We start from the raw sequence: 26,434 nt of genomic DNA, 5'->3' as shown, positions 1-26,434 counted from the left end.
TATCAAGGTGGTGTCATGAGCTTTTCTCCAGAAATTTTATTAACTATAAATTCAAATCAGCAATTATTTACTGATCCAAGGCGTATAGCATTACTTAAAGCCATTGACCAAACCGGTTCTTTAAGCCAAGCCGCCAAATCAATTGGCATAAGCTACAAAACAGCTTGGGATGCAATGAGCGAAATTAATCGTTTAGCGCCTACGCCATTTTTGATAACGATAACTGGAGGTAAAAATGGTGGGGGAACCAAACTCAGTGCTTATGCCGTCAGATTTATTCAACTTTATGATCTTTTGACTCACATACAGCATAACGCGTTTAATATTTTAAGTGATGATAACGTTCCCCTGGATGATATTTTAAAAGCTACGGCAAAATTATCATTACAAACCAGTGCACGTAATCAATTATATGGCAGTGTTAAACGGATTGAGACCAATAACATTGCCGGTTTTATTACGGTTTTGCTTGGCGATAATCAAACGGAATTAAAAGCTTATATAACTCACAAAAGTCTCGAAAGGTTAAAGTTAACTATGGACAAGACTGTGCTACTGTTAATTAAAGCTCCCTTGATTGAATTAAATGATTCGCTTGAAAATTGTTTATCAGTAACAGTTGAGAAAGTCACAACAGATGGTGAGTGGACTGAAATTGCCTTTTGTTTAGCATCAGGTATGATGCTTTATGCAAGTAAATTAACGAATACAGTTAAAGATTATGCATTAGTTGCAGGCAAAAAGCTGACAATATCAATTGATCCTCAGCATATTATTGTTGCTACATTAGTTTAATTTGAGGTATTTATGTTACATATTGAACACGCACACTATAAAATTAATGATCATAAAGTTTTTGTTATCGAATCATTAACCATCAATCAGGGGCATAGTGTTGCTTTTGTTGGACGTAATGGCAGCGGTAAATCAGTTTTAGCTAAAGCATTAGCCGGTGAACAACCGTTGCTATCGGGTAATGTGATTAATGAGTTTGAATCAATAGCGTATATTTCTTTTGAACAATTACAAAAGTTGGTCGATGAAGAATGGAAGCGCAATAATACTGATATGCTTAGTGAAGGCGAAAATGATACAGGATTAACGACATCGCAAATCATACAGGAATTTAAAACAGATGAAGAGCGATGTTTACAGTTGGCTAAACAATTTGGTATTAGTCAGCTGCTGACTAGAAAATTTAAATACTTGTCAACAGGTGAAACACGAAAAACGCTAATTTGCAAAGCGTTAATGTCAAATCCCGATTTATTAATTTTAGATGAACCTTTTGATGGTTTAGATGTTTTATCGCGTGAAAATTTAGCTGATAAGCTTGGTGAATTGTCTAAACAGGGGGTAACAATCGTATTAGTATTAAATCGTTTTAATGAAATTCCCATTTTTATTGAAGATATTGGTCTGCTTGTTGACTGTCAGCTCTTGAAATTTGGTAGCAAAGCAACAATATTAAATGACGAAACAGTTAAACAGCTAGCTGATCTAGAAAGCTTACCCAATGTACCTTTACCTGATGCAGATGTGCCTTCCGCTGCATTATCCAACGAAATTGATCGTGTGGTTTTAAATAATGGCTATGTCCATTACGATGATAAAGCTATTATCGATGGGTTAACTTGGCGGGTAAAAGCGGGTGAAAACTGGCAAATAGTTGGACCTAATGGTGCAGGTAAATCAACGCTATTAAGTTTAATTACCGGTGATCATCCTCAAGGATACAGTAATGATCTAACATTATTTGGTCGTAAACGAGGTTCAGGTGAAACTATTTGGGACATTAAAAAGCATATTGGCTATGTTAGTAGTAGTTTACACCTTGATTATCGTGTCAGTTCCAGCGTTAAAACAGTACTCGTTTCGGGTTTTTTTGACTCAATTGGTGTCTATCAAGCCACAAGCGATAAACAAGCAAAGCTAGCCGATGAATGGCTTAAATTGTTAGGATTATACACACAAGCTGATAAGCCTTTTCAATCTCTATCGTGGGGGCAGCAACGATTAGTGCTAATAGCTCGTGCTTTAGTTAAACATCCAACCTTGCTGATTTTAGATGAACCATTGCAAGGATTAGATCATCTTAACCGAGAATTAGTCAAAGGTTGGATAGATCGATTAATCAAGGAAGGAAACACGCAATTATTGTTTGTGTCGCATCATGCCGAAGATGCGCCAAAATGTATCACTCATCGTTTAACTTTTGTTCCTAATTTCGATCTCAGCTATCAATACCAAATTGAGACACTTAAGTAATCATTAGTTAATAGCTATTAAAATCAGTATTAAAAATAGAAATAATCAATAAAAAAAACGTATTTTAATCATGAAATTTTTACTTGATTATTGAAAAAAGTTTATAACGGTTATACTTAGAGAGTTATCCCCGATGCCTGTGGATAACTCTGTGAATAGTTTATTGAAAAACGCTCAAACTTCAATAACCATCAGGTTTTAGCTTGGTTTGGTTACAAGTTAAGCATGAATTTGTATTTTATTATTAATCAATTAGTTATCTTAAATCAAGTTATCTTTTTAAGGTGTGTTTGGTGAGTTTTTAAGTTAACTGAACAAAAAATATAAGATTTTAAAAGGTCAAGTCTTTTTGGGGATAATTTTTATTAATAGGTAAAATATTAGGTCACAAGTAATGAAAAAATTTAAATTATGTTCTGAATTTAAACCTGCTGGCGATCAACCTGAAGCCATTAGACGAATAAGTCAAAATCTTGATGACGGTATTGCCCATCAAACATTATTAGGTGTAACGGGGTCGGGTAAAACCTTTACTATGGCAAATGTTATTGCTCAGCATAATCGTCCAACAATTATTTTGGCGCCAAATAAAACGTTAGCCGCCCAATTATATGGTGAAATGAAAGCGTTTTTTCCTGAAAACGCGGTTGAGTATTTTGTCTCTTATTATGATTATTATCAGCCTGAATCTTATGTGCCATCAACCGATACTTTTATCGAGAAGGATGCGTCGATCAATGAACATATTGAACAGATGCGCCTTTCGGCCACTAAATCACTATTGGAGCGACGCGATGTTGTGATTGTTGCATCGGTATCAGCAATTTATGGTTTGGGAGCGCCCGAGACCTATATGGCGATGATTTTGCACCTGACTAAAGGCACCATTACCGATCAACGCTCAATCTTAACCAGATTGGCTGAACTACAATATACTCGCAATGAAATGGGTTTTAGTCGTGGTACGTTTAGAGTAAGAGGTGATGTGATTGATATTTTTCCTGCCGATTCAGACGAGTTAGCTGTACGAGTTGAACTGTTTGATGATGAAGTAGAACGCATTACTATGTTTGATCCTTTAACAGGCAGTAGTGTTAATGATGTCTCGCGGATTACTATTTATCCAAAAACCCATTATGTTACACCAAGAAACATTATGGAAAACGCTATTGCTGAAATTAAGCAAGAACTTAAAGAACGGCAAAAAGTATTGTTAGAGAATAATCGCCTGTTAGAAGAGCAGCGCTTAACTCAGCGAACACTATTTGATATTGAAATGATGACTGAACTTGGGTACTGTTCAGGTATCGAAAACTATTCCCGCTTTTTATCTCAGCGTAAACCCGGTGATCCGCCTGCAACCTTATTTGATTACTTACCTGCTGATGGTTTACTGTTTATTGATGAATCACACGTTGCAATACCCCAAATTGGTGCAATGTATAATGGCGACCGTTCACGTAAATTAAATTTAGTTGAGTATGGATTTCGTTTACCGTCAGCACTGGATAACCGTCCATTGAAATTCACGGAATTTGAAAACATTATGCCACAAACTATTTATGTTTCGGCAACGCCAGCTAAATACGAGATTGAAAAATCAGGTGGTGAAATTATTGAACAAGTAGTGAGACCGACTGGTTTATTAGATCCGATTATTGAAGTTCGCCCTGTCGCGACTCAAGTTGATGATCTTTTATCCGAAATTAAAATTCGAATGGAAAACGAAGAGCGGGTATTAGTAACAACACTAACCAAACGTATGGCTGAAAACTTAACAGATTATTTATCCGAGCATAATGTGAATGTGAAATATTTACATTCCGATATCAATACGGTTGAACGGATGGAAATTATTCGTGATTTACGCTTAGGTAAAGTTGATGTATTGGTTGGTATAAACTTATTACGTGAAGGATTAGATATTCCTGAGGTGTCGTTAATTGCTATTTTGGATGCGGACCGAGAAGGCTTTTTGCGTTCAGAAAGTTCACTCATTCAGACAGTTGGACGTGCAGCCCGAAATGTAAATGGTAAAGCCATATTGTATGCTGATAAAATCACGCCAGCTATGCAAAAAACCATTGATGAAACAGCTCGTCGTCGTAAAAAACAGGAAGATTTCAATCAAGCTCATGGTATAACACCAAAATCAGTACGCAAAGAGATTAAAGATATTTTAGATGCAGGATTAAGTACAAAAAAATCAACGGCTAAAGTACAAGCATTTGAACCGGGTAAACCTTATCATTATGTTTCTATAAAAGAAGTTCAAGCAAGGGTGAAAGAACTTGAAGCCATGATGTACGAAGCTGCTCAAAATCTCGAGTTTGAAAAAGCCGGTGTATTACGTGATGAAATAAAAAAATTACGTGCTGATTTTATTAAAGTCTCTTAAAAAACTCATCAAAAAAGGAAAACATGATGACAATTATTCGACTCGATCCACAAGACCGTTGGTCTGAAGCGGTTATTCACAATAATGTAATTTATTACACGAGTGTGCCAAGCAATTTAGTTAATAATGCCTATGAACAAACCAAAAGTGCTTTGGCTGAAATAGACAAAATTTTAGCTAGAGCAAATAGTGATAAAACCCGTATTTTAGATGCAACTCTATTTTTGGTAAACAAAAGCGATTTTGCTGCTATGAATAAAGCGTGGGACGAATGGGTTGCTCACGGCGATGCTCCCGTGCGCTGCACAGTCCATACCGGATTAATGAAAAGTGAGTATTTAGTCGAAATAAAAATCGTTGCAGCAGTGAAGGTTTAATGTTGTAAAATAAACAACTCAATAATAGTTGGTGAATAATTACTTGATTATTCTAGATAGACTAAAATGGTAATATTATTAGCTTATTTTAGTAATAATATTATCACTACTAGTTAGTTTTTCTTGTCATCTTACATATTGATTATTATCCCATTTGCTAAATTTTAGTGTATACTTTGAAAACTTTAAATTTCATCTATTGATATAATTTGCTATGCATACTCAAGCTAAAATTGCCATTGTAATGGGATCGAAAAGTGATTGGAGCACAATGCAACATGCTGCCGATATACTCGATACACTTACAGTTAGTTATCATGTTGAAATAGTTTCAGCCCATCGAACGCCTGATAAATTGTTTCAATTTGCTCAAGATGCTAAACGTCGAGGTTTTGATGTCATCATTGCTGGTGCTGGTGGTGCTGCTCATTTACCCGGTATGCTAGCGGCGAAAACACTGGTACCCGTATTAGGCGTACCCGTACAAAGTGCCACACTAAATGGTATTGACAGCTTATATTCCATTGTACAAATGCCTAAAGGTATTCCGGTTGGTACCTTAGCGATTGGTAAGGCTGGGGCTGCTAATGCTGCATTATTAGCTGTGCAAATTCTGGCTTTACATGATAAAGACATCTATCAACGATTATCAACTTGGCGTTTAAGTCAAACTGATGAAGTTTTAAATAACCCCGATCCAAGAGTCGATGCATAATATGATAACTAAATCAGTTTGTGTTTTAGGTAATGGTCAATTAGGCCGAATGTTAAAGCAAGCTGGCGAGCCATTAGGTATCCATGTTTTTCCTGTTGGTTTAGATGTCGATCCAGCAACGATTCCTTATCAAAATTCAGTCATTACTGCTGAAATTGAACGTTGGCCTGATACGCCTTTTACTCATATTTTAGCTCAGCATGGGCATTTTATTAATCGGGATGTGTTTCCGATTATTGCCGATCGTTTGAGTCAAAAACAACTATTAGATGAACTTAATTTACCCACAGCTAAATGGTTTTTATTGAAAAATAGACAAGATTGGCCAACGCTCTTTCAACAGTTAGGTCAATTGTTAATTGTTAAACGTCGTACTGGTGGTTATGATGGTCGAGGTCAATGGCGTATAGCGATTGATGACGATATTGACGTACCTGAAGATATCTATGAACAAGCGATTGTAGAACAGGCAATTGCATTCGATAACGAATTATCATTGATTGGTGCTCGCAATGCGAAAGGTGAAACCGTTTTTTACCCATTGACGCATAATTTACATCAAGATGGTATTTTAAGAATGAGTATTGCTTTACCCGATAAAATGTCTGTATTACAAGCCAAAGCTGAAAAAATGTTATCTGCTATCATGCAAAAGCTCAATTATGTCGGTGTAATGGCAATGGAGTGTTTTGTTGTCGGTGAAAATCTATTAATCAATGAATTAGCACCAAGAGTCCATAACAGTGGTCACTGGACCCAAAATGGCGCTTCAATAAGCCAATTTGAGCTTCATTTACGGGCAATCTTGGGATTACCAATACCAAAGCCGAATGTTTTTGCGCCTTCTGTCATGGTTAATCTGATTGGAACTGAGTTAAATTATGATTGGTTATCAATTGATTTAGTCCATTTACATTGGTACGAAAAAGAAGTGAGAACTGGTCGTAAAGTGGGTCACTTAAATTTAACTCACCATCAAATATCAACATTGATCGATTCATTAGATAAATTGTTACCTATGTTGCCTGTTGAATATCATCCAGCTATTTGTTGGGCAAAACAGCAATTTGAGTCGTGATAGCTTCGTTGAACGAAAAGGGTAGCGCCATGGTCAACTTTAGCAAAAAAATTAATTACCAACGTTATGCTAGTAAACAATATGACAGTTTAACAGATGAATATTCAGTTTTACGCTGTTTCGAAAGTGATCGTGGACGAATTATCAATTCTGCAGCTATAAGGCGCTTACAGCAAAAGACTCAAGTGTTCCCCCTTGAACGTAATTCAGTTGTCAGAAGCCGTTTGACGCATTCAATGGAAGTTCAACAAGTTGGGCGCTATATTGTTAAAGAAATTGTTAATCGTTTAATAAAAGCAGGACAATTAAAGGCGTTTGGTCTGGATAAATCGATTATGTCGATTGAAAGTTTAGTTGAAATGGCGTGCTTAATGCATGATATAGGTAATCCCCCTTTTGGTCATTTTGGTGAATCGGCAATTAATCAGTGGTTTACTTTACGACTAGGTCTTGATAAACCTTGCAGCTACAGTATTCTTGAAATAAACAAACAAGATGATGAGTTACTTGCTGAATTAAAACAAAAAATCCGCCAAGATTTGTCCAATTTTGAAGGGAATGCGCAAGCTATTCGTTTAGTTCATACGATTTTACGTCTTAATTTAACTTATTCTCAAATCGCCTCAATTGTTAAATATTCAAAACCCGCTTATTGGAATCATGCTGTACCGACTGAATTTGCTTATTTAATGAAAAAACCCGGTTTTTACTTATCGGAAGAGCCCTTTATCAATGAATTATATCAACAACTTGATATAAAACCTTTTCATCGTTACCCGCTAACCTACATTATGGAAGCGGCTGATGATATCTCATATTGCATAGCCGATCTTGAAGATGCCGTTGAAAAGAAAATCTTTACTGTACAACAACTTTATCAATATTTAAAACAAGCGTGGGGACCAGTTAAAACAGGTGATTTATTTGATGAAGTGATCAATCGGCCTTTTGATAATTTTAAGCAAATTGAGTCTACCGCTATTGGTATCGATGAGTTTTTTATGTATTTGCGAGTCAATACTATCAATAAACTTGTTCCCCATGCCGCAGAACGTTTTATTGAAAATATTGAAGCCATTTATCATGGCTCATTTAATCATGCATTGCTTGAAGATCACGACGCTGAATACAAACTCCTCAATATTTTTAAAACTGTTGGTTTTGAACATGTCTTCAATCATGAATCAGTTGAAAATCTTGAACTACAAGGTCATCGAATTATTACCGGTTTGCTCGATATTTATAGCCCATTACTTGCGATGCCGGTTGAGGATTTTATTAAATTATCGACGACAGGCAACCACAAAAAATACCCAATAGAAACCCGACTATATCATAAACTATCCCATAAACATTGTGATGCTTACCAACAAGTTATTAGCAAACTTGATAAAAATCAGCCGGCTTTTGATTGTTGGGAATTTTATTACCGTTGTCGTTTAATTCAAGATTACATTAGTGGCATGACAGATCATTTTGCTTACGATGAATATCGTAAATTGATGGTCACATTCTAATTTAGTTAATTGATCAAAGTATTAGCACCAAAAAAAAGCATAAGCACTACAATAGTGCATTAATTTTCAAACGCTATCGATAATCACAGTATTAGTATCAACATATCCAAACACCTCTAATTATATTGCTCACCCTCTTTAATAAACAAAATGGTTGAAATGAGAGTTGGTGTCGTTAATGTTTTGGCCAGAGAGTGAGTATTGATGACACTTTATTATTTGATTTTGCTCATTGAGTTAACTTGTTTTCGGTTTGATTTAACATTTTTATTCCTATCAATTGACATTAACACTATGAATTACATCGTTATTCTTATTAATAAATATAGTCAAAAACTACAAATTGAAATTTCTGGCATAAGCTTTGCATAAGTTTTGCATAAGTTCGGTTATCCACCCTATTAATGAGGAGCAATTGATGAAATTAGTGACTGTTGTTATTAAACCTTTCAAATTAGAAGAAGTGAGAGAATCATTATCCAATATTGGCATTACGGGATTAACCGTAACTGAAGTTAAAGGATTCGGGCGTCAAAAAGGGCATGCCGAACTTTATCGTGGTGCTGAATATAATGTCAACTTCTTACCTAAAGTAAAAATTGATTTAGCAATCAGTGACGAACAGCTTGATGAAGTGATTAATACTATTACTAAAGCGGCTTATACCGGCAAAATAGGCGATGGCAAAATCTTTGTGACGCCACTTGAACATGTGGTTAGGATTCGTACCGGTGAAACGGATGAGTCAGCATTATAATTATAAAAGGATATCATTATGTTGAAAAAATTTATTTTACCTTTGGGCTTAGCGCTTTCAAGCTCAGCAATTGCTCAAGAAGCAACCGTCGCCGATAATGCTGATAACGGTTTTATGATGATTTGTACAGCTCTAGTTCTTTTTATGTCGGTGCCTGGCATTGCTTTGTTCTATGGTGGATTATTACGTGCTAAAAATGTCTTATCAATGTTATCGCAGATATTAGTCACCTTTTCACTTATTGCGGTATTATGGATAATTTATGGTTATACACTGGCATTTGGTGAAGGAAACTGGTTTTTTGGTAACTTTGAACACTTTTTATTAATTGGTATTAATATTACAGATGTATCAGGATCGATTTATGAATTGATTTGGGTTGCGTTTCAGGGATCTTTTGCCTGTATTACTTGTTGTTTAATTCCAGGTGCATTTGCTGAACGTACGCGTTTTTCAGCGGTATTAATTTTTATGGTGTTATGGTTTACCTTCTCTTATATTCCAATGGCCCATATGGTATGGGGTGGAGGCATCTTAGGTGATGAAGGTGCGTTAGATTTTGCCGGAGGAACTGTTGTTCACATCAATGCAGCCGTTGCAGGTTTAATGGGGGCGTATTTACTAAAAAATCGGATAGGCTTTAATCGTGAACCGTTAAAACCTTTCAATCTGCCTTATGTTTATATCGGTGCTGCTATTTTATATATTGGGTGGTTTGGCTTTAATGCTGGGTCTTCAACTCACGCTGACCAAATTGCTGGGCTTGCTTTTATTAATACCGTGGCAGCAACGGCAGCAGCAGTTTTAGCATGGTCTATTGCTGAGTGGGTTTTACGAGGTAAACCATCATGTTTAGGTGCCGCATCAGGCATCATCGCGGGATTAGTTGGAATAACACCGGCAGCGGGTTTTGTTGGTGTTGGTGGTGCTCTGTTGATTGGTTTGATTTGTGGCTTTGCAGGGGTTTGGGGCGTATCTTCGCTAAAAAGAATTCTTAAAATAGACGATACTTGTGATGTATTTGGCGTACATGGTGTTTGCGGTATTGTAGGTTGTCTATTGACTGGTATTTTTGCTTCAGAATCACTCGGCGGCATTGGTTATACAGAAGGTACCAGCATGGCAAGTCAAATTGGTATACAGTTAATGAGTGTAATAACCTGCATTATTTGGACGGCTGTTGTTGCTTTTATCTCGTATAAGATTGCAGATATTTGTGTTGGCTTACGTGTGTCAGAAGAACATGAACGTGAAGGTCTAGATATTAATAGCCACGGTGAAAGCGCATTTAACAATTAATTCTTAAACAAATATAACTAATTTAATTATAAAAAAAATCTACAGTGAAATTAACACTGTAGATTTTTTGCTTATATTAATTATGTGAATGTCTTTTAGTCATCCCAAAGCATAATTGCATTATCTTGCGTAAGGATTAACGATGGTGAAAACAGATATTCTTTAATGGTATCTGGTAATGCATTTAAGTCATTCAAATCAAGCTTAAGATCAGGATTTGATTGGCTAAGTTCTGCTATTCTGCTTGATAATATTTGATTGATCCTCTCACATTCTAAATCTTGTTGATTTTTTAACGTTTCTAAATCAGGTTCATTGAATGCTTCACGATAAATAAACTGGAAAGCATCGATATCCTTAAAAACATCTTCTAAAACATACTTTTGATATTTTGAATGACGTTGTTTCAATGCTTCAAAACGTAACGCAATAATTTCATCTTTTTGATCCGGATAATCTAAAACTGAATCTTTATCTGTTAATTGCTTTTTTTCAGGAATTGACTCATTAAAAGATGCTAAAGTAAATAACGGTTTTTTATTCGATGTCATTTATTAATTCACAACCTATATTCTTGAATAATAAAAATTATTGTTTTTATTCTAAAAATAGTTTTACTCAATGTCATCAATTCTTTTGCAAAAATTGATGACATATTTCTATTATTGATTCATTTATCAATACTTTTAATCAGAGTAATTCCCATCTTCCCAAAGCATAATTGCATTATCTTGTGTTAAGATTAACGGTGGCGCGAATAGGTATTTTTTAATTTTATTAGGCATAACAGTAATATCATTTAAATCCAATTGCACGTGTGGATAAATTTTTGCCATTTGTTTTAACCGCATGCTTAATAATTCTTTAACTTTATTCGATTCTTTAGCAAAGGCTAATTCCTCTTTCAAAAGGCTTATTTGTCTTTTATGATGCTCTGATTCGAACATCTCAGGAAATATAAAACGCATTTCTCGATTATTCTCGATCTTAGCTTTACTATTGTATTCATTATCTTTATATTCGCCATGGTGTAACTTAAGCTCCTTAACATGTAATGCAATAATTTTATTTATGTTTTCAGGATAATTTAATTTAGAATCTAAATCACTTAAGGTATTTTTTTGAGGTAATAATTTATCACTTTGTACTAAGGTAAATAATGGTTTTTTATGTGTCTTCATTTCTATAACTTCCTTTTTTTAGGACAATAAGATAACGATCTGTAGAACATTAAAAAACGACTGTTACTCTATCGCAAAAAAACTTGAGGTAAACATAACGTTTTAGTATAAAAAACAACTAAAAGCGCTGATTATTACTTTTATCTCCTTTTAATGTTTCATGTTTTATGCTTTTTGATATTTCGATTTAGACTAAAATTTTGTTTTCTCTTTTTATTCTCACTAGTAAATTAATGTTGTATAGAATGTAAAATAGTATTCTTTTACAGAATGTTAATTTAATGTGGTTGTTCCATTTTTCTATATCAAGTAGAACTATGAATAAATACCAATTGAATTGAGATAGCATGATAAGATCAAAAAAATTCATTTTATAATCGTCATCAAGCAAGAGAAAATTACATTCTGTAAATTTAACAAGTTGTTTTTTAAATAAACTATTTATGATGTTAGATTGGTGTTGATTACTATATAAATCTTTGACTTTATGTTTTTCAACAAATTTGGGGTAAATATTAAGCTTAACTTTAATAGTAATTCTTAATACATTAATTAAGAGATGGTTAATTAATCCTTTATATTTAATAAGTCGATTCCTAATCGAAGTTTCACTATTATAACTTAAAATTTGTTTTATGCTAGTAATATTTTTCTGAAACCACTTTTTTACTTGGAATTTTACAATTTTAATCAGTAAAAAAATGTATTGCAATGTATTTGTGAGACTTTTAGCAATCATAAATCCAATCCATGTTGTTGTATATTAAACAATATACGATAATAAAAATGTACATCCTAAAGCGACTAATGAAGCAATAAAAGAGCTGGATGTATAATATTTGAACATTTCAGTTAATGTAGCGCCACAATATTGCTTTACAAGCCAAAAAAGTGAATCTGTTACAATTGTACAACCAATAGCGCCCGAACCGATCGCTAACGTTATGATTTCAGGACTAATATCAGGATAAAGTGGCAACATAGGTGATACAATGGCTGTTGCTCCCATCATGGCAACCGTTGCAGAGCCCACTGCAGCATGTAATATAATGGCAACTAACCACGCTAATAAAATAGGGTGCATATTTAGCTGTGATAAAATACCCGCTAATCCATCACTCAAACCACTACTTTTTAACACGCCATTAAATGCGCCACCCGCACCAATAATCAACAAGATATTAGCGATTGAAGAAAAGCCACATTCTGTTTTTATTAATAAATCTGACATTCGCATTTTTTGGCGAATACCTAAGACATAATAGGCGACAAAAATACCTATAAGCATAGCTGTAATTGGGGTGCCAATAAATTCGAACACGGCATAAAAAATTGAATTTTTATCGATTGTTAATTCTGTGGCTGTTTTTATTAACATTAAAATGATAGGTAACAAAATAATAGTCAAAGTGGGCAATAATGACGGTAATTCATTTTCATTCTTATTGTTTGGTTGGGAAAATGTTTCAGGTACAGGCTTAAATGGAATATTATTTTTAATGATTTTTAAAAAAAGAGGCCCACTAACTAGTGATGCTAATAGAGCAACTACTAAACCATAAAAAATTATACTGCCAATATCTGCACCAAGCGCATTGGTCACAAACAATGCTGCCGGATGAGGGGGAACAATACAATGAACGGCCATCAATGCAGAGCATAGTGGTATAACAATTGTTAAAAGTGATGAATTTGTTTTTTTAGCAATGGAAAAGGCAAATGGAATGAATAATACTACACCGACTTCAACAAATAAGGTAATGCCACAAATTAGTCCAATTAACACTATCATTATTTGTGGCGGAAGTAACCGGCATTTGTGTAACATCAACCCTATAGTTTCAGATGCACCAGAAATTTCCATCATTTTACCTAAAATGGATCCTAATCCAATTACTATAGCTAAAAAACCTAAGGTACTACCCATTCCAGCTTCAATTGCACTAAGTATTTCAAGTGGAGGCATAGCCATTAATACCCCTACATAAAAACTTGCAAGTAACAAGGCTAAAAATGGATGTAGTTTAACTTTTACAATTGATATCACAATGACAATTAAACTACTCATTAATACTGCCATAACCCAAAGCTGTGAGTTCATGTTTTGATTTTTAAGTTAGTTAAAATTTAACCTATTAAATGTTTTTATTAGGTATTTGACAAATGATAAAAAAACAACTTAACATGAATTAAATTCATTCAAAAATGTGATTTAAATCGAAGTTTAACATTAAAGTTAGTTTTGCTATAAAGCTGCAAAGTTTGATTTTATAAAATAGATATTTACGTTGTTTAAAACAAGGTGAAGGAGAATCGCTGATGTATGATAATTTTCTAACAAAAAATCGCTTGATTAATCGTTATCAGTTAGCGAAATTATATACTTTTGAATCGGCTGCTCGTCATCTTTCCTTTTCTTTATCTGCTGAAGAGCTGTGTATCAGTCCAAGCGCGGTGAGTCATCAAATTCAAAAATTAGAGCAAGAACTTGGTTTTAAGCTATTTAAACGGTTTCACCGAAGAATTGAACTTACTCATGATGGTAAACATTTATTTGATGTGGTTCGAAAATCACTAAGAAATTTGAATCAAGAAATTTTAGAAATTTCAAATCAAGAAATTTCTGGAATATTGACAATTTATGCTAGACCGTCATTTGCACAAGGTTGGCTAGTACCAAAATTACCTGACTTTGCACGTCACTATCCCTATATTACTTTAAATATTTTATCTGGAAATGAAGTTACAAATTTTAGTCGTCATCGAATCGATCTTGCTATTTATTATGATGCATTACTGTACGAAGAGCTCAATTACGATTTTTTAATGTCCGAAACAATCATTCCTGTTTGTAGTGACTTTTATGCAAAAAAACATAACTTATATAATAACGTTGAAAGACTATCTAACTGTACAATATTGCACGATAGTCAAGCATGGGAATATGATTCTAATTGTGATGAATGGATGGGGTGGGCTAATCATTATTCTTTACCCTTTGATTTTAATGATATACCCAAAATCGATTTTGATCGTTCTGATCTTGCAACTACTGCCGCTATTAATCATGGTGGTGTTGCTATGGGTCGACGGAAATTAATCGGCAAGTTACTTGAATCGGGTGAGCTTATTACACCTTTTCCTGAAATGGAAATGTTATGTAAACAGCGCTATTACATCTTACGAGCGCAAGCCAAATATAACCCCAAAGCAGATATCTTTATAAAATGGCTAAAAAGCCTAGTTTAATAAAGTAATGCTAGGCTAAAGGTCAGCGTTTAGGCTTCCCTTTAGTCTAAGCATATTATTTATTCCGTTTTAAATGTTTCAAATTGGATAATGCGATAGATAGTAGAATAATAATGACCCCAATCCATTGATTAAAATAGACCGATTCTTTTAAATAAAAATATGAACAGGTGACGGCAACAGGTAGTTCAGCTGCGGATAAGATTGCACTTAATGAAATACCAATTTTGGGAATGCCAACAGAAAACAAAAACGGAGGTAATACGGTGCCCAGTAGTGCTAATAAAAATCCTAATTGATAGAGTTGATCATTCAAATTTAATTTAAAGAAGAATAAAGGTGGGAATATAATAAAAGTTATTATGCACGCTCCGGTTATCATCAAGGCACTTTTTTCAAGTTTTGGTAATGCATTACCAACATTACTGCTTGTACTAATAAATAGTGAATACATTAAGGCCGCTAAAAAACCAAAAAAACAGCCCGTTAAATTCAAACGAATATCTTGATTAAATAGTCCAGCGGCTAGGCAGCTACCGGCTATGATGGTAATCACCGTTAAAATTTGAGTTGTTGTCGGTCTATTTTTGAAAATAACATAATCGATAATAATACTAATCCACAAATACTGCATTAATAGTATGATAGCAATTGATGCGGGAACGAGTTGAACACATTGATAATAGCAAATGCCAACTAACCCAGGGAATATACCCACAGCACATACCTTCCATTTGTTCGTTTTGGGATTATGCGTTGTCGTTGCTGTACTTTTGGGTTTTATGAATGTTTTAACTATCAAGTGAATAATCCATAATATTAGCATACCCAAAAAACATTGTACGCCCGTAACTTCACCAAGGGAGTAGCCAGCTTTATAAGCGGTTTTCACAATAGAGGAGAGCACGCCAAAGCTGCACGCTCCTAAAAAAACTAATAAACCACCTAAAAATTTTTCTTTCATAGTTAAATCTCATAATTTATATAAATTAATTTTGTAGCTAACAATAAAGCAAACACAATAAGAGACCACAGGGTGAAGACCCTGTGTCACTCTTCATTTTTTAACATATTAGAATAACGAATACTAAGTGAATCAGAACAGAATGTAAGCTTGTGATTTTAGCCCATTAGTTTGATTGTGGTAAGTTATTGCTTAACTGTTTCGCTTCTATTATGGTCATAGTTAAAGGTAAAGTAAAAAATAATTCCCAACACCAGTGCATAAGATGCAAATATTAACCATATTGTTTGCCAATCTCGACCAGTTGTGTAAGTAAATTTATCAACCACCATACCACTTAAGATTGAACCCAAATATGCACCAATTCCATTTACCATTGTCATAAAGAGCCCTTGTGCACTTGCTCGAATATTGGCATTAACTTCTTTTTCTATAAAAATTGATCCCGAAATATTAAAGAAATCAAAAGCACAACCATAAACTATCATGGATAACAACAGTAAGACAAAACCAAATGGTGTTGGATCACCAAACGCAAATAAACCAAATCGGAGCGTCCAAGCTATTAGGCTTATCATGATCACTTTTTTTATTCCAAACTTTTTAAGAAAAAACGGAATAGTTAAAATAAATGCCACTTCTGCCATTTGTGATACGGATAATAAAATTGCTGGATGCTGTACAATTAAACTGTCAGAAAATTCGGGAATTTTACCAAAGTCTTTTAAAAATGCCCCGCCGAAAGTATTGGTGATTTGTAATATTGCGCCAAGTAACATTGCAAATAAAAAGAATACTGCCATGACGGGTTTTTTAAATAACACAAATGCATCAAGCCCTAAACGAGAAGCCCAAGATTGTTGTTGGTTTTGTTTGATTTCAATATTTGGTAACGTTGCGCTGTAGATCACTAATACGACCGAAGCCGCACATGCCACATAAAGTTGTCCATTACTGGAATCTAACTTCAGTAAACTTATCATCCACATAGCAATAATAAAACCTACTGTACCAAACACCCGTATTTTAGGGAACACTTCGACAGTATTTAAGTTATTTTTATCTAAACACGCGTAACTAATTGAGTTAGATAAAGCAATAGTTGGCATGAAAGCCATTGCATTAGCAAACATCAACCAAAATAGTAAACTTGATGTTGTCACTGATGCAGCATAAAAAAGCGCAACAGCACAAATCGAGTGGCACAGCATGTACAAATATTTTGCTTGAATAAATTTGTCAGCAATAATCCCTATAATACAGGGCATAATTAATGCGGCTAAGCCTTTAGTACTAAAGATCATACCTATCTCGGCACCAGAAAATTTTAGTGTATTAAAAAGATAAATACCTAAAGTCGTTAGCCAGCTTCCCCAAATAAAATATTGGAAAAACATCATTATTTTTAATCTATTTTTTATGTTCATTATTTAAATCCTAAATAAATTGAACTGCTTATATAAAATTAAAAACTATGAACTAAAAACGTGCAATGGTTTTAGTAATGAGTTGTAAAAAAGTGGATTTTACACGTTCAGCGGTTTCAATCACTTCTTCATGACCGAGTGGTTGATCTAAAATGCCACAAGCCATATTAGTTAAACATGAAATGCCGATAGTTTTAATCCCTGAATGATGAGCAATAATTGCTTCAGGAACGGTAGACATACCCACTGCATCAGCACCTAATGTACGGATCATTCTAATCTCTGCTGGAGTTTCGTAGGTTGGTCCTGTCCACCAAGCATAAACACCTTGTTGTAAAGTGATATTCAGCTCTTTAGCTACTTCGCTAACCGTCGCTCTTAATTGCTTGTTATACACTTCACTAACATCTAAAAAGCGAACACCTAATTCAGGATTATTCGGACCCATTAATGGATTGTTAGCAGTTAAGTTAATGTGGTCAGTAATTATCATTAAATCACCAGGTTTAAAGCTAGTGTTGACTGCACCACAGGCATTGGTAATGATCAGTTTTTCAACGCCTAGCATTTTCATTACACGCACAGGGAAGGTAACTTGATCTAATGAAAAACCTTCATAATAATGAAAACGACCTTTCATCGCGACAACAGTCTTATCACCACATTTACCAATCACTAATTCATTCGCATGCCCCACAGCTGCTGATTTAGCAAAGTGAGGAATAGTGTCATAAGGAATATGGACGGCATCTTCAAGAGTATCGGCAAAAGGACCTAAACCCGATCCAAGTATAATTCCGATTGTTGGTTTTTTGTCGGTTTGCTGTTGAATATAATTAACTGCTTGTTGAATATCTGCTGTTTGATGCATGAGTGTATCCTTTCAAATTGAAGTAGTTTTTTGATAAATAAAACGCAGTGATATTAAATAATCACTTAAAACATGTTTATATTTTTATCATAAATAAAAATACGTATCGCAATTGTTTACATCGATCTAGTATGTCATAGAAAACAATGTGAATAATTGACTTTTTCTCAAAACGAGAAAACGATCACATAAAAAGAATATATAATAAAAACAACGTAGTTGTCATTTTTCAGGGTATATTATGATGATGTTCTGACAATAATGAAAGGGACTTTTTAGGTTTGGTTTAGTTTTAAAAATTAAATTGCTATATTTAACTTTATTAATCAATTAATTATCTTAAAAATTAATTTAAAAAATTAAAATATAAACATTATTTATGATACATTAAGCTTCAATTTGGCAACCGTGTTTATCTTATAAAATTATTATTACTCAATGATCCGATTGCTATCGGTATAAATTACCCCTTTATCACCTCTAAAAAATCCAATCAAAGTCAAGTTATTTGTTCTGGCTTGCTCAACTGCCATTGATGTAGCTGCTGAAACCGCACAGAGAATTTCGATGCCACAGATAGCTGCTTTTTGTACCATTTCATAACTAGCTCGACTTGAGACGAGTATTAGGCCTGGTATATTTTTTTTATTTTGTGCGAGGTATTTCGCGCGATAACCTAACAGTTTATCTAACGCTACATGTCTGCCGATATCCTCAAAACCTGCAATAAAATTACCATGTAAATCAAGCCAAACTGCTGCATGGGTGCAGCCTGTTTGCGCTCCAACTTGTTGTACTTGGTTTAGATAGGCCAGTGAATGCGCAAAATCTGCTAACTGAATTTTGTCATTGGATGGTAAAGTAGGAATAATTGAGCATACCTGATCAAGTTGCTCTGTTCCACAGATACCACAACCAGTGCGGCCGGTTAAATTGCGACGTTTTTCTTTTAATTGATTGAAGCGTCTGGAAGATAATTCAATATGAACTTCTACTCCTTTTAATGAGTCGATTATATCAATACCATAAATGTCATTAACCGATTCAATAATATTTTCAGTTAATGAAAAACCAATCGCAAAATACTCAAGATCTTTCGGCGTCGTCATCATAACCACATGAGAAATACCGTTATAAATTAATGCAATAGGTTTTTCTATGGCAATTGTATCAAATTGAGGATTATTTAGCGTGCTATTACTAAATTTTGTTACTAATACTGTGTTAATACCGCTAGTCATGGCTGGTCTCGGGCTGTTTATTTTTAAGCATTGAACGTTGTTTTAGTTTTACATTGCTAATGTGAATAATCAGTAAAGCAATTGAGTTACGTAATAAGATTCTGCCAATACTTGGTTAACACAATCTTAAACTTATATTATTATGGTAAAATGCTTGAGTCTAATCAATTAATAATTTACCTAATTCAACTATGTCAATACATGAATTTACCTATGCGATAATGCAGTTTATTCAAGCTCATCAAATATGGGCATTGCCAATTATTTTTTTATTGGCGTTTGGCGAATCTTTAGCCATTATTTCATTGATTGTGCCAGCAACAGCAATTTTATTGGGTGCAGGCGCTTTAATTGGTACTGGCGTTATCTCATTTATTCCGGTATTAATTGCTGCATCGCTAGGCGCTGTGATTGGTGATTGGCTCTCTTATTGGTTAGGTAAGCATTATCACAAACAAGTAATCGCTTCTTGGCCATTAAGTAAGTACCCAAAATTGGTTTATCGTTCTGAACAATTTTTTCAACGCTATGGCGCTTTAGGGGTTTTTGTTGGTCGATTTTTTGGACCATTTCGAGCAATAGTGCCGTTAATTGCTGGCACAATGCATATGCCAGCAACTAAGTTTAATTTAGCCAATATCTCTTCTGCGCCAATTTGGGCATTTGTGTTATTAGCGCCAGGTGCATTTGGTGTACCTTGGTTAGAAACGCTTTTCGGTTAAAGCGTGCCAACGGTATAACTACGGCGTCCACTTTTACGACCAAGCGCTTCCAAATTGGTTTGTAATGGTGGAAATGGTAATTTTAAATCATGCTGACGATAAGCTTCTAAGATTAATTTATGAATTGCTGTTCGTAAAAGCATTCGATGCCCCATTTCGGCTGCAAACACTCGCAGTTCAAATAATTGTATTCCTTCTTGAATATCGACTAAAAAGACTTGCGGTTCGGGATCGTTTAACACATATTCACATTCGATACAGGCTTGTTGTAATAGGTTTATTACCAAATCACTATCAGCATCAATAGTTGCAGGGATAGTTAACACAATACGGGTAATTGAGTCTGATAACGACCAGTTAACTAATTGTTCAGTGATAAAAGCTTTATTCGGCATGACGATTTCTTTGCGGTCCCAGTCAACAATAGTAATTGCACGCGTGTTAATTTTAGTGATATTACCGGTTAAGTCACGAATAGTGACGGTATCCCCAATTCTGACCGGCTTTTCAAACAAAATGATTAAGCCAGAAATAAAGTTAGCAAAAATTTCTTGTAGACCAAAACCTAAACCAACACCTAATGCAGCAATAAGCCATTGTATTTTTGACCAATCAATCCCAATAAATGAAAATGCAATCATACAACCGATCATTAGAATAATATATTTAGAAATTGTTGAGATAGCATAACCGGTGCCCGGTGCTAAATCTAAATGTTGTAAAATGCCTAATTCGAGTAATGCTGGTAGGTTTTTAACGGCTTGCACGGTAATTGTCATGACTAAAATGGCAATACATACCGCGCCAAGGGTAATATATTGTTCGATTTCAACGCCATTGACAATGGTGCTTGTACCCCAAAGTTTAATATTATTCATGAAGGCAAATGCCGAATGTAGTTCAGACCAGAGCAGTATCATACTAATTAAAGCAATCAGCATAATAATCGATCTAACTAATTGTAACGATTGTGCACTAATGACATCTAAGTTGATAACTGGCTCATCGACACCTTCATTCACCGATGTTAACTCTTCTTCGTGTCCTTTCGCGCGTTGCATGCGCTCCAATCGGCGTTGTTTGTCTCGTTCAAATTCAATACGACGTTTTTGGATCCACATCCAACGTCGAATCATAAAATAGATAACTAATAAACCAAACCAGATAATAACCGATGCTTCAAGTCGACCTAATAAAACTTGCGCTGTAGATAAATAACCTAAGCAAGCCGCAATAATAGCTAACCAAGGCGCACTTAATAAAATAAACCAAAGAATGTGACTTAATAAGTTATCGCCCGATCCCTTTTTATCAATATAAAGAGGCACGCCCGCTCGATGAATTGAGTTAGTCATAAATACTAAAGCAAAGCAGAGAATAATGAAAGCTGTTCGTCCTATAGTGGCGGCAAATTGGCGGTTGTTAAACTGATCAAAACTCATGACAATCATAACAAGTGGAATCACTACCCAAACCGAAAGTTGATAGTATTTCATTGCTTCTCGAACACTTGATTTGGACCAGCCAAAGTGGGTAATAAATAGACCATTTTGTTCTGCAAAATGTGCAGTAATAATAAAGACCCATAAAATAGGCGCAGCAGCATTTACCCCATAACCCAGCGCTACTGCGACAGGGTAATCCCAGTTAATTTGCAGTGCATAACCAAAAACAGCCCATAAAATAGGTACAGGCAGCGCCATAATTAGCGAATAAATAATCACTTTTAATGTTAAAGAATAACTATCTTGCGTTACTTTACCCACGCGTGAGGCGGATTTGTTTAAAAATGCATAATATTTTGTGCGCATTTTAAAATGAGTAACCACAAATAGCATTGCTAAAATCAATAAAAATAATGGTTTAGGTGTTGTTAATACTTCACAACTGGCATTATATAGCTGAGTTAAGGTATCGATTGAAAAAATGACATAAACAACATCTTTGGCCAAATTAACTGGGAATTTAAGTGAAATAGGATTAACATCAGCCACCCAGAAGAAATAGCGGTGTGCCGCGTCATTGACTTCGTCAATTGCATTGGTTAACTGTTTATTTGAAATTTTTAATTTCGTTAACTCTAAAATAGTGGTATCAGTACCCGAAATTAATGTTTTAAGTAATTCGCTTTGTTCGCGTAACAAGCGTCGGTACTGTGTAGCGAGTTTTACACTATTAAGTGGGCTACTTAAAGTTGGATAGTTGTCTAATGCGGTTAACGTATTGGAGTAATTAAGCTGTTGGACTTTTGCTTCGGCGATTTCAGCATCAAGCGGTTGAGACTTGGGTTTTTCGGGTAAACGCAGTAGCTGTTGGCGAAGGGTTTCGCCAAGCGCGGTTGAAAAACTTAACCATTCACCTTGTTCAGCCAGTGTCGCTAACGTATTTTGTACATGTGAAATTTGCGTGGTAATGTTATTTTGTTCATTAATGATGCTGGTTAAATGCGATTTTTGAAACTCCATATTTTGACGAAGTTCATCGTTTTTATCACTTAATTGATTCACAACTTGTGATAGCTCTTCTTCATTATCAATAGTTAAAATTGCTTGTTCAGCAGACGTTAAAGAAGATAACAACAATAATACAAAACAGCAAAAACCACGCATCCACATAATGTTAGATCCTTTCCGCTAGCTTTTGACCAACACGCGTTATGTCACCAACTTTAAGATGACTGTCAAATGCAATAGCATTAGATGCAAACAAGGTGATGACAGTCGAGCCTAATTTAAAACAGCCCATATCTTGTCCTTTAGTTAATTTCACTTCGCCAGCATAGGTCCAACGTTTCATAATGCCTTCGCGAGGAGGCGTGATACAGCCTTCCCATTCCACTTCAATACTACCAACAATCGTTGCACCAATTAAAATTTGCGCCATCGGTCCAAATTCGGTTTCAAATAGACAAATAACGCGCTCATTACGTGCAAAAATATTCGGTATACTTTCGGTTGTTGCTTTGCTGACTGAAAACAACGAACCTGGTACATAAATCATTTCACGTAAAATGCCATCACAAGGCATGTGAAAGCGATGGTAATTTTGAGGTGATAAGTAGGTTGTAGCATAAGCGCCATCTTTAAAAAACTTGATCATATCTGGATGACAAGCCAATAATGATTCTAAAGAATAAAAATGCCCTTTAGCTTGTAATAATAAATTATCTTGAATGACACCAAATTGGCTTATCACACCATCGGCAGGCATGACAATAGAATTCGCCGCTGAATCGATAGGGCGGGCCTCGTCTTTTAGCTCACGAGCAAAAAAATCATTAAAAGTTTTATATTCTTTTACATCACTAATTTTGGCTTCACTTAAATCAACTTTATACAGTTTACTAAAGCCTAAAATCATCCATGTTGTCACTTTTCCTAAATGCTTATTAGCAAGCCAACCAAATATTAGGGTCAATAGCTGTTTAGGTAGTAAATATTGAATAATTGCTTTTAACTGATTAAACATAGGTTACTCTCAAATTATGTTATAAATGCGCCATTATACCAATAATTATTAAGAATGTATAAAACCAGCATAAATCGATAATTTGTGCGGTAGATCACACTGAGTTTAAGAATTTTGCCAACACTAATAAAACAGTGGCAATCAATTGAAAGAATTTATGTTATACGTTATTTACACTGTTCCCATTAGCGATAATGGGGATAGTGATAATGGCTGATAGATATATTGCCGCAATAGATTTAGGTGCTTCAAGTGGACGGGTCATGTTGTCTTGTTATCAAGCGAACAATCAACATTTAACCCTTCAAGAAGTGCATCGATTCAAGAATGATTTTAAATCACTGGATGCCAATTTTTGTTGGGATCTTAATTATATAGAGCATGAAATCATTACCGGTTTGAACAAAATTATTCAACAAGGTATTAAGCTTGATAGTATCGGCATTGATACTTGGGGCGTGGATTATGTCTTGCTTGATAAACATGGACAAGTTGTTGGCCCGACTTATGCTTACCGTGATCATCGCACCGATAATGTTATGTCACAAGTTCAATCAGAGCTTGGAATTGAGAACATCTACCAAAAAACCGGTATTCAATTTTTAACCTTTAATACCCTTTATCAGCTTAAAGCGATGATGAGGGACAATCCAACTTGGTTATCGCAAGTCACGGATTGGGTGATGATACCCGATTATTTAATTTTTCGTTTAACTGGCAAGTTAAACCGAGAATATACCAATGCAACGACAACGCAACTGGTTAATGTGACAACGCGTGATTGGGATCAGCAATTACTTGATTACTTAGGCGTGCCGCGTAAATGGTTTGGTGATATTACCATGCCCGGTAATAAAGTCGGTTATTGGCAAAGTCCAAATGGCGATAAAATTCCGGTTATTGCTATAGCCAGTCATGATACGGCAAGTGCCGTGATTGCCGCTCCCATAACGGATAAACAAAGCGCTTATTTGTGTTCGGGGACTTGGTCTTTAATGGGCATCGAGTCAAATCATTCATACACTGATGCCCAAGCTTTAAACGCTAACATCACCAATGAAGGTGGAGTTGATGGGCATTATCGCGTCTTAAAAAACATTATGGGTTTGTGGCTATTTCAGCGTGTTTGCCTAGAACATAACATTAATAACATTAGTCACATTATTGAATCAGCAAAGCAAGAACAACCCTTTACCTATGTGATTAATCCTAATGATGATAGGTTTTTAAATCCCGCGTCCATGACCGAAACACTAAAACAGGTCTGCCTCGAAAAATATACGCACGCGCCTGAACGTTTATCACAATTAGTGCGCTGTATATTTGATAGTTTAGCCACTTTATATCGTGATGTAATTGCAGAATTATCCACCCTTATTCAGCAACCAATTAATACCTTACATATTGTTGGTGGTGGTTGCCAAAATACTTTTCTCAATCAGTTATGTGCCGATCTCTGTCATATCACTGTGACCGCAGGTCCTATTGAATCGTCAGCCTTAGGTAATGTCGGATACCAATTAATTTCGTTAGGGGCTATCGATGATGTTAAGACGTTAAGACAGATTATCTCACACAATTTTGATACCCAATATTATTATCCACAAAATAGTTAATTTAAAATTTACGTAATTTATTAAGGAGTTACTAATGAGTACAGTTGAAAATGCCTATCAAAGTGCTAAAGCAAGATTTGCCGAAATAGGGGTAGATACCGATGCCGCTTTAGCTAAAATGGCTAAATTACCAATTTCAATACATTGCTGGCAAGGTGATGATGTTACCGGGTTTGAAAAACAAGAAGGTGAGTTAACGGGCGGTATCCAAGCGACAGGTAATTATCCGGGCAAAGCACGTAATGCAAGTGAACTTAGAGCCGATTTAGATAAAGCCTTTAGCTTAATTCCGGGACCAAAACGATTAAATCTACATGCGTCATATTTAGAAGCCGATCACAAAGTCGATCGCAATGAAGTAAAACCGGAACACTTTGCAAATTGGGTGAGCTGGGCTAAAAAGCAGCACATTGGTTTAGATTTCAACCCAACTTATTTTTCTCATCCATTAAGCAATGAAGGCACGTTAACACATGTTGATGCAAAAATTCGCCAATTTTGGATTGAACATGGTAAAGCGTGTCGTAAAGTTTCTGAATATTTTGGTAAAGAGCTTGGTACGCCATCGGTCATGAACATTTGGTTACCGGATGGCATGAAAGATATTACCGTCGATAAATTTGCGCCAAGACAACGTTTATTAGAATCGTTAGATGAAATTATCAGTGAAAAAATCGATCCCAAATATCATATTGATGCAGTAGAAAGCAAATTATTTGGTATTGGACTTGAATCTTATACTGCTGGTTCAAATGAATTTTATCTCGCTTATGCTACATCACGTAAAACTGCACTCTGTTTAGATGCGGGGCATTTTCATCCAACAGAAGTCATTTCAGATAAGATTTCTGCCGTTATGCCATTTGTTGAACACCTATTACTGCATGTAAGCCGCCCTGTACGTTGGGATAGTGATCACGTCGTACTTTTCGATGATGAAACCCAAAATATTGCCAGTGAAATCATTCGTAATAATTTATTTGATCGAGTTCATATCGGCTTGGACTTTTTTGATGCATCAATCAACCGTATCGCCGCTTGGGTAATTGGTACTCGCAATATGAAAAAATGCCTATTAAAAGCATTATTAGAACCCACAGCGCAACTCAAACAATTTGAACGTGAACGAGACTTTACTTCCCGACTAGCATTACTCGAAGAACAAAAATCTTTACCTTGGCAAGCAGTTTGGGACAAATATTGCCAACAAAACGGCGTACCAGTTGGACGTGCTTGGCTTGATGAAGTTCGTCAATATGAACAACAAGTATTAACTCAACGATAAA

General features: G+C 35.1%; 22 protein-coding genes. 13 read left to right on the top strand and 9 right to left on the bottom strand.

Translation table 11 applies throughout. The features are described 5' to 3' along the window. Positions 1-15: 15 nt before the first annotated feature. The 9 genes from J3U63_RS01080 to amtB all read left to right on the top strand — a co-directional run bounded on the left by J3U63_RS01080 (position 16) and on the right by amtB (position 10,409). Positions 16-795 (top strand): TOBE domain-containing protein, encoded by a 780-nt coding sequence (locus J3U63_RS01080; protein ID WP_267370212.1) that lies wholly within the window; start codon positions 16-18, stop codon positions 793-795. 12 nt (positions 796-807) lie between these two features. After that, entirely contained in the window at positions 808-2,268 is a 1,461-nt protein-coding gene (modF, locus tag J3U63_RS01075) for a molybdate ABC transporter ATP-binding protein ModF (protein WP_267370211.1), read from the top strand. Between the two features lie 394 nt (positions 2,269-2,662). Then, complete coding sequence (gene uvrB / locus J3U63_RS01070) at positions 2,663-4,666, top strand: excinuclease ABC subunit UvrB (RefSeq protein ID WP_267333150.1); 2,004 nt, start codon at positions 2,663-2,665, stop codon at positions 4,664-4,666. A 26-nt stretch (positions 4,667-4,692) separates the two neighbouring features. Then, positions 4,693-5,043, top strand: a complete 351-nt coding sequence (locus tag J3U63_RS01065; protein ID WP_267343801.1) for a RidA family protein — start codon at positions 4,693-4,695, stop codon at positions 5,041-5,043. Positions 5,044-5,257: 214 nt separating this feature from the next. Next, positions 5,258-5,758, top strand: coding sequence for a 5-(carboxyamino)imidazole ribonucleotide mutase (gene purE, locus J3U63_RS01060; protein WP_267333148.1), 501 nt, complete (start codon positions 5,258-5,260; stop codon positions 5,756-5,758). 1 nt (position 5,759) lies between these two features. After that, positions 5,760-6,836, top strand: coding sequence for a 5-(carboxyamino)imidazole ribonucleotide synthase (gene purK, locus J3U63_RS01055; protein ID WP_267370210.1), 1,077 nt, complete (start codon positions 5,760-5,762; stop codon positions 6,834-6,836). 29 nt (positions 6,837-6,865) lie between these two features. Then, positions 6,866-8,353, top strand: a complete 1,488-nt coding sequence (gene dgt / locus J3U63_RS01050; RefSeq protein WP_267343803.1) for a dGTPase — start codon at positions 6,866-6,868, stop codon at positions 8,351-8,353. 418 nt (positions 8,354-8,771) lie between these two features. Then, positions 8,772-9,110 carry a P-II family nitrogen regulator gene (glnK, locus tag J3U63_RS01045; RefSeq protein WP_065634965.1) on the top strand — a complete coding sequence of 113 codons (339 nt, stop codon included), beginning with the start codon at positions 8,772-8,774 and terminating at the stop codon, positions 9,108-9,110. Between the two features lie 18 nt (positions 9,111-9,128). After that, positions 9,129-10,409 carry an ammonium transporter AmtB gene (amtB, locus tag J3U63_RS01040; RefSeq protein ID WP_065798592.1) on the top strand — a complete coding sequence of 427 codons (1,281 nt, stop codon included), beginning with the start codon at positions 9,129-9,131 and terminating at the stop codon, positions 10,407-10,409. A gap of 95 nt (positions 10,410-10,504) precedes the next feature. On the opposite strand, the gene J3U63_RS01035 is transcribed toward amtB, so the two are convergent. The 3 genes from J3U63_RS01035 to dsdX all read right to left on the bottom strand — a co-directional run bounded on the left by J3U63_RS01035 (position 10,505) and on the right by dsdX (position 13,691). Then, entirely contained in the window at positions 10,505-10,960 is a 456-nt protein-coding gene (locus tag J3U63_RS01035; RefSeq protein WP_267370209.1) for a hypothetical protein, read from the bottom strand. Between the two features lie 135 nt (positions 10,961-11,095). After that, positions 11,096-11,590 (bottom strand): hypothetical protein, encoded by a 495-nt coding sequence (locus J3U63_RS01030; protein WP_267333144.1) that lies wholly within the window; start codon positions 11,588-11,590, stop codon positions 11,096-11,098. Between the two features lie 763 nt (positions 11,591-12,353). Next, complete coding sequence (gene dsdX / locus J3U63_RS01025) at positions 12,354-13,691, bottom strand: D-serine transporter DsdX (RefSeq protein WP_267343805.1); 1,338 nt, start codon at positions 13,689-13,691, stop codon at positions 12,354-12,356. A 218-nt stretch (positions 13,692-13,909) separates the two neighbouring features. On the opposite strand from dsdX, the gene dsdC reads away from it, so the two are divergent. After that, on the top strand, positions 13,910-14,839 hold the full coding sequence (dsdC, locus tag J3U63_RS01020; RefSeq protein WP_267333142.1) for a DNA-binding transcriptional regulator DsdC: 930 nt from the start codon (positions 13,910-13,912) through the stop codon (positions 14,837-14,839). A 55-nt stretch (positions 14,840-14,894) separates the two neighbouring features. Here dsdC and J3U63_RS01015 read toward each other — a convergent pair whose 3' ends face one another. The 4 genes from J3U63_RS01015 to fdhD form a co-directional block, all read right to left on the bottom strand. Continuing rightward, positions 14,895-15,803, bottom strand: a complete 909-nt coding sequence (locus tag J3U63_RS01015; protein WP_267333141.1) for an EamA family transporter — start codon at positions 15,801-15,803, stop codon at positions 14,895-14,897. Positions 15,804-15,988: 185 nt separating this feature from the next. After that, the gene (locus J3U63_RS01010) at positions 15,989-17,230 is read right to left on the bottom strand and encodes a nucleoside permease (RefSeq protein ID WP_267343807.1); all 1,242 of its coding nucleotides are present in this window, start codon (positions 17,228-17,230) and stop codon (positions 15,989-15,991) included. A gap of 52 nt (positions 17,231-17,282) precedes the next feature. After that, positions 17,283-18,101 carry a purine-nucleoside phosphorylase gene (locus J3U63_RS01005; RefSeq protein WP_065632918.1) on the bottom strand — a complete coding sequence of 273 codons (819 nt, stop codon included), beginning with the start codon at positions 18,099-18,101 and terminating at the stop codon, positions 17,283-17,285. A gap of 431 nt (positions 18,102-18,532) precedes the next feature. Next, positions 18,533-19,342 (bottom strand): formate dehydrogenase accessory sulfurtransferase FdhD, encoded by an 810-nt coding sequence (gene fdhD, locus J3U63_RS01000; RefSeq protein WP_267370208.1) that lies wholly within the window; start codon positions 19,340-19,342, stop codon positions 18,533-18,535. A 191-nt stretch (positions 19,343-19,533) separates the two neighbouring features. Between fdhD and J3U63_RS00995 the strand changes: the two genes are divergently transcribed. Further along, on the top strand, positions 19,534-20,064 hold the full coding sequence (locus J3U63_RS00995; protein WP_267333138.1) for a DedA family protein: 531 nt from the start codon (positions 19,534-19,536) through the stop codon (positions 20,062-20,064). Here the strand turns inward: J3U63_RS00995 and mscM are convergent. Next, entirely contained in the window at positions 20,061-22,679 is a 2,619-nt protein-coding gene (gene mscM / locus J3U63_RS00990; RefSeq protein ID WP_267343810.1) for a miniconductance mechanosensitive channel MscM, read from the bottom strand. The genes J3U63_RS00995 and mscM overlap by 4 nt on opposite strands. A 4-nt stretch (positions 22,680-22,683) precedes the next feature. Next, positions 22,684-23,532, bottom strand: a complete 849-nt coding sequence (asd, locus tag J3U63_RS00985; protein WP_267333136.1) for an archaetidylserine decarboxylase — start codon at positions 23,530-23,532, stop codon at positions 22,684-22,686. 209 nt (positions 23,533-23,741) lie between these two features. Here asd and rhaB point away from each other — a divergent pair, with 209 nt between their 5' ends. After that, positions 23,742-25,148, top strand: coding sequence for a rhamnulokinase (gene rhaB, locus J3U63_RS00980; RefSeq protein WP_267370207.1), 1,407 nt, complete (start codon positions 23,742-23,744; stop codon positions 25,146-25,148). A 34-nt stretch (positions 25,149-25,182) separates the two neighbouring features. Then, complete coding sequence (locus J3U63_RS00975) at positions 25,183-26,433, top strand: L-rhamnose isomerase (RefSeq protein ID WP_267347989.1); 1,251 nt, start codon at positions 25,183-25,185, stop codon at positions 26,431-26,433. Position 26,434: the final 1 nt, after the last annotated feature.

This window comes from Gilliamella sp. B2838, from assembly GCF_026536185.1.
In the GTDB taxonomy this organism is placed as follows: domain Bacteria; phylum Pseudomonadota; class Gammaproteobacteria; order Enterobacterales; family Orbaceae; genus Gilliamella.
Note: the sequence above shows the minus strand (reverse complement) of the source record. Positions and strands in the feature narration are given on the sequence as shown.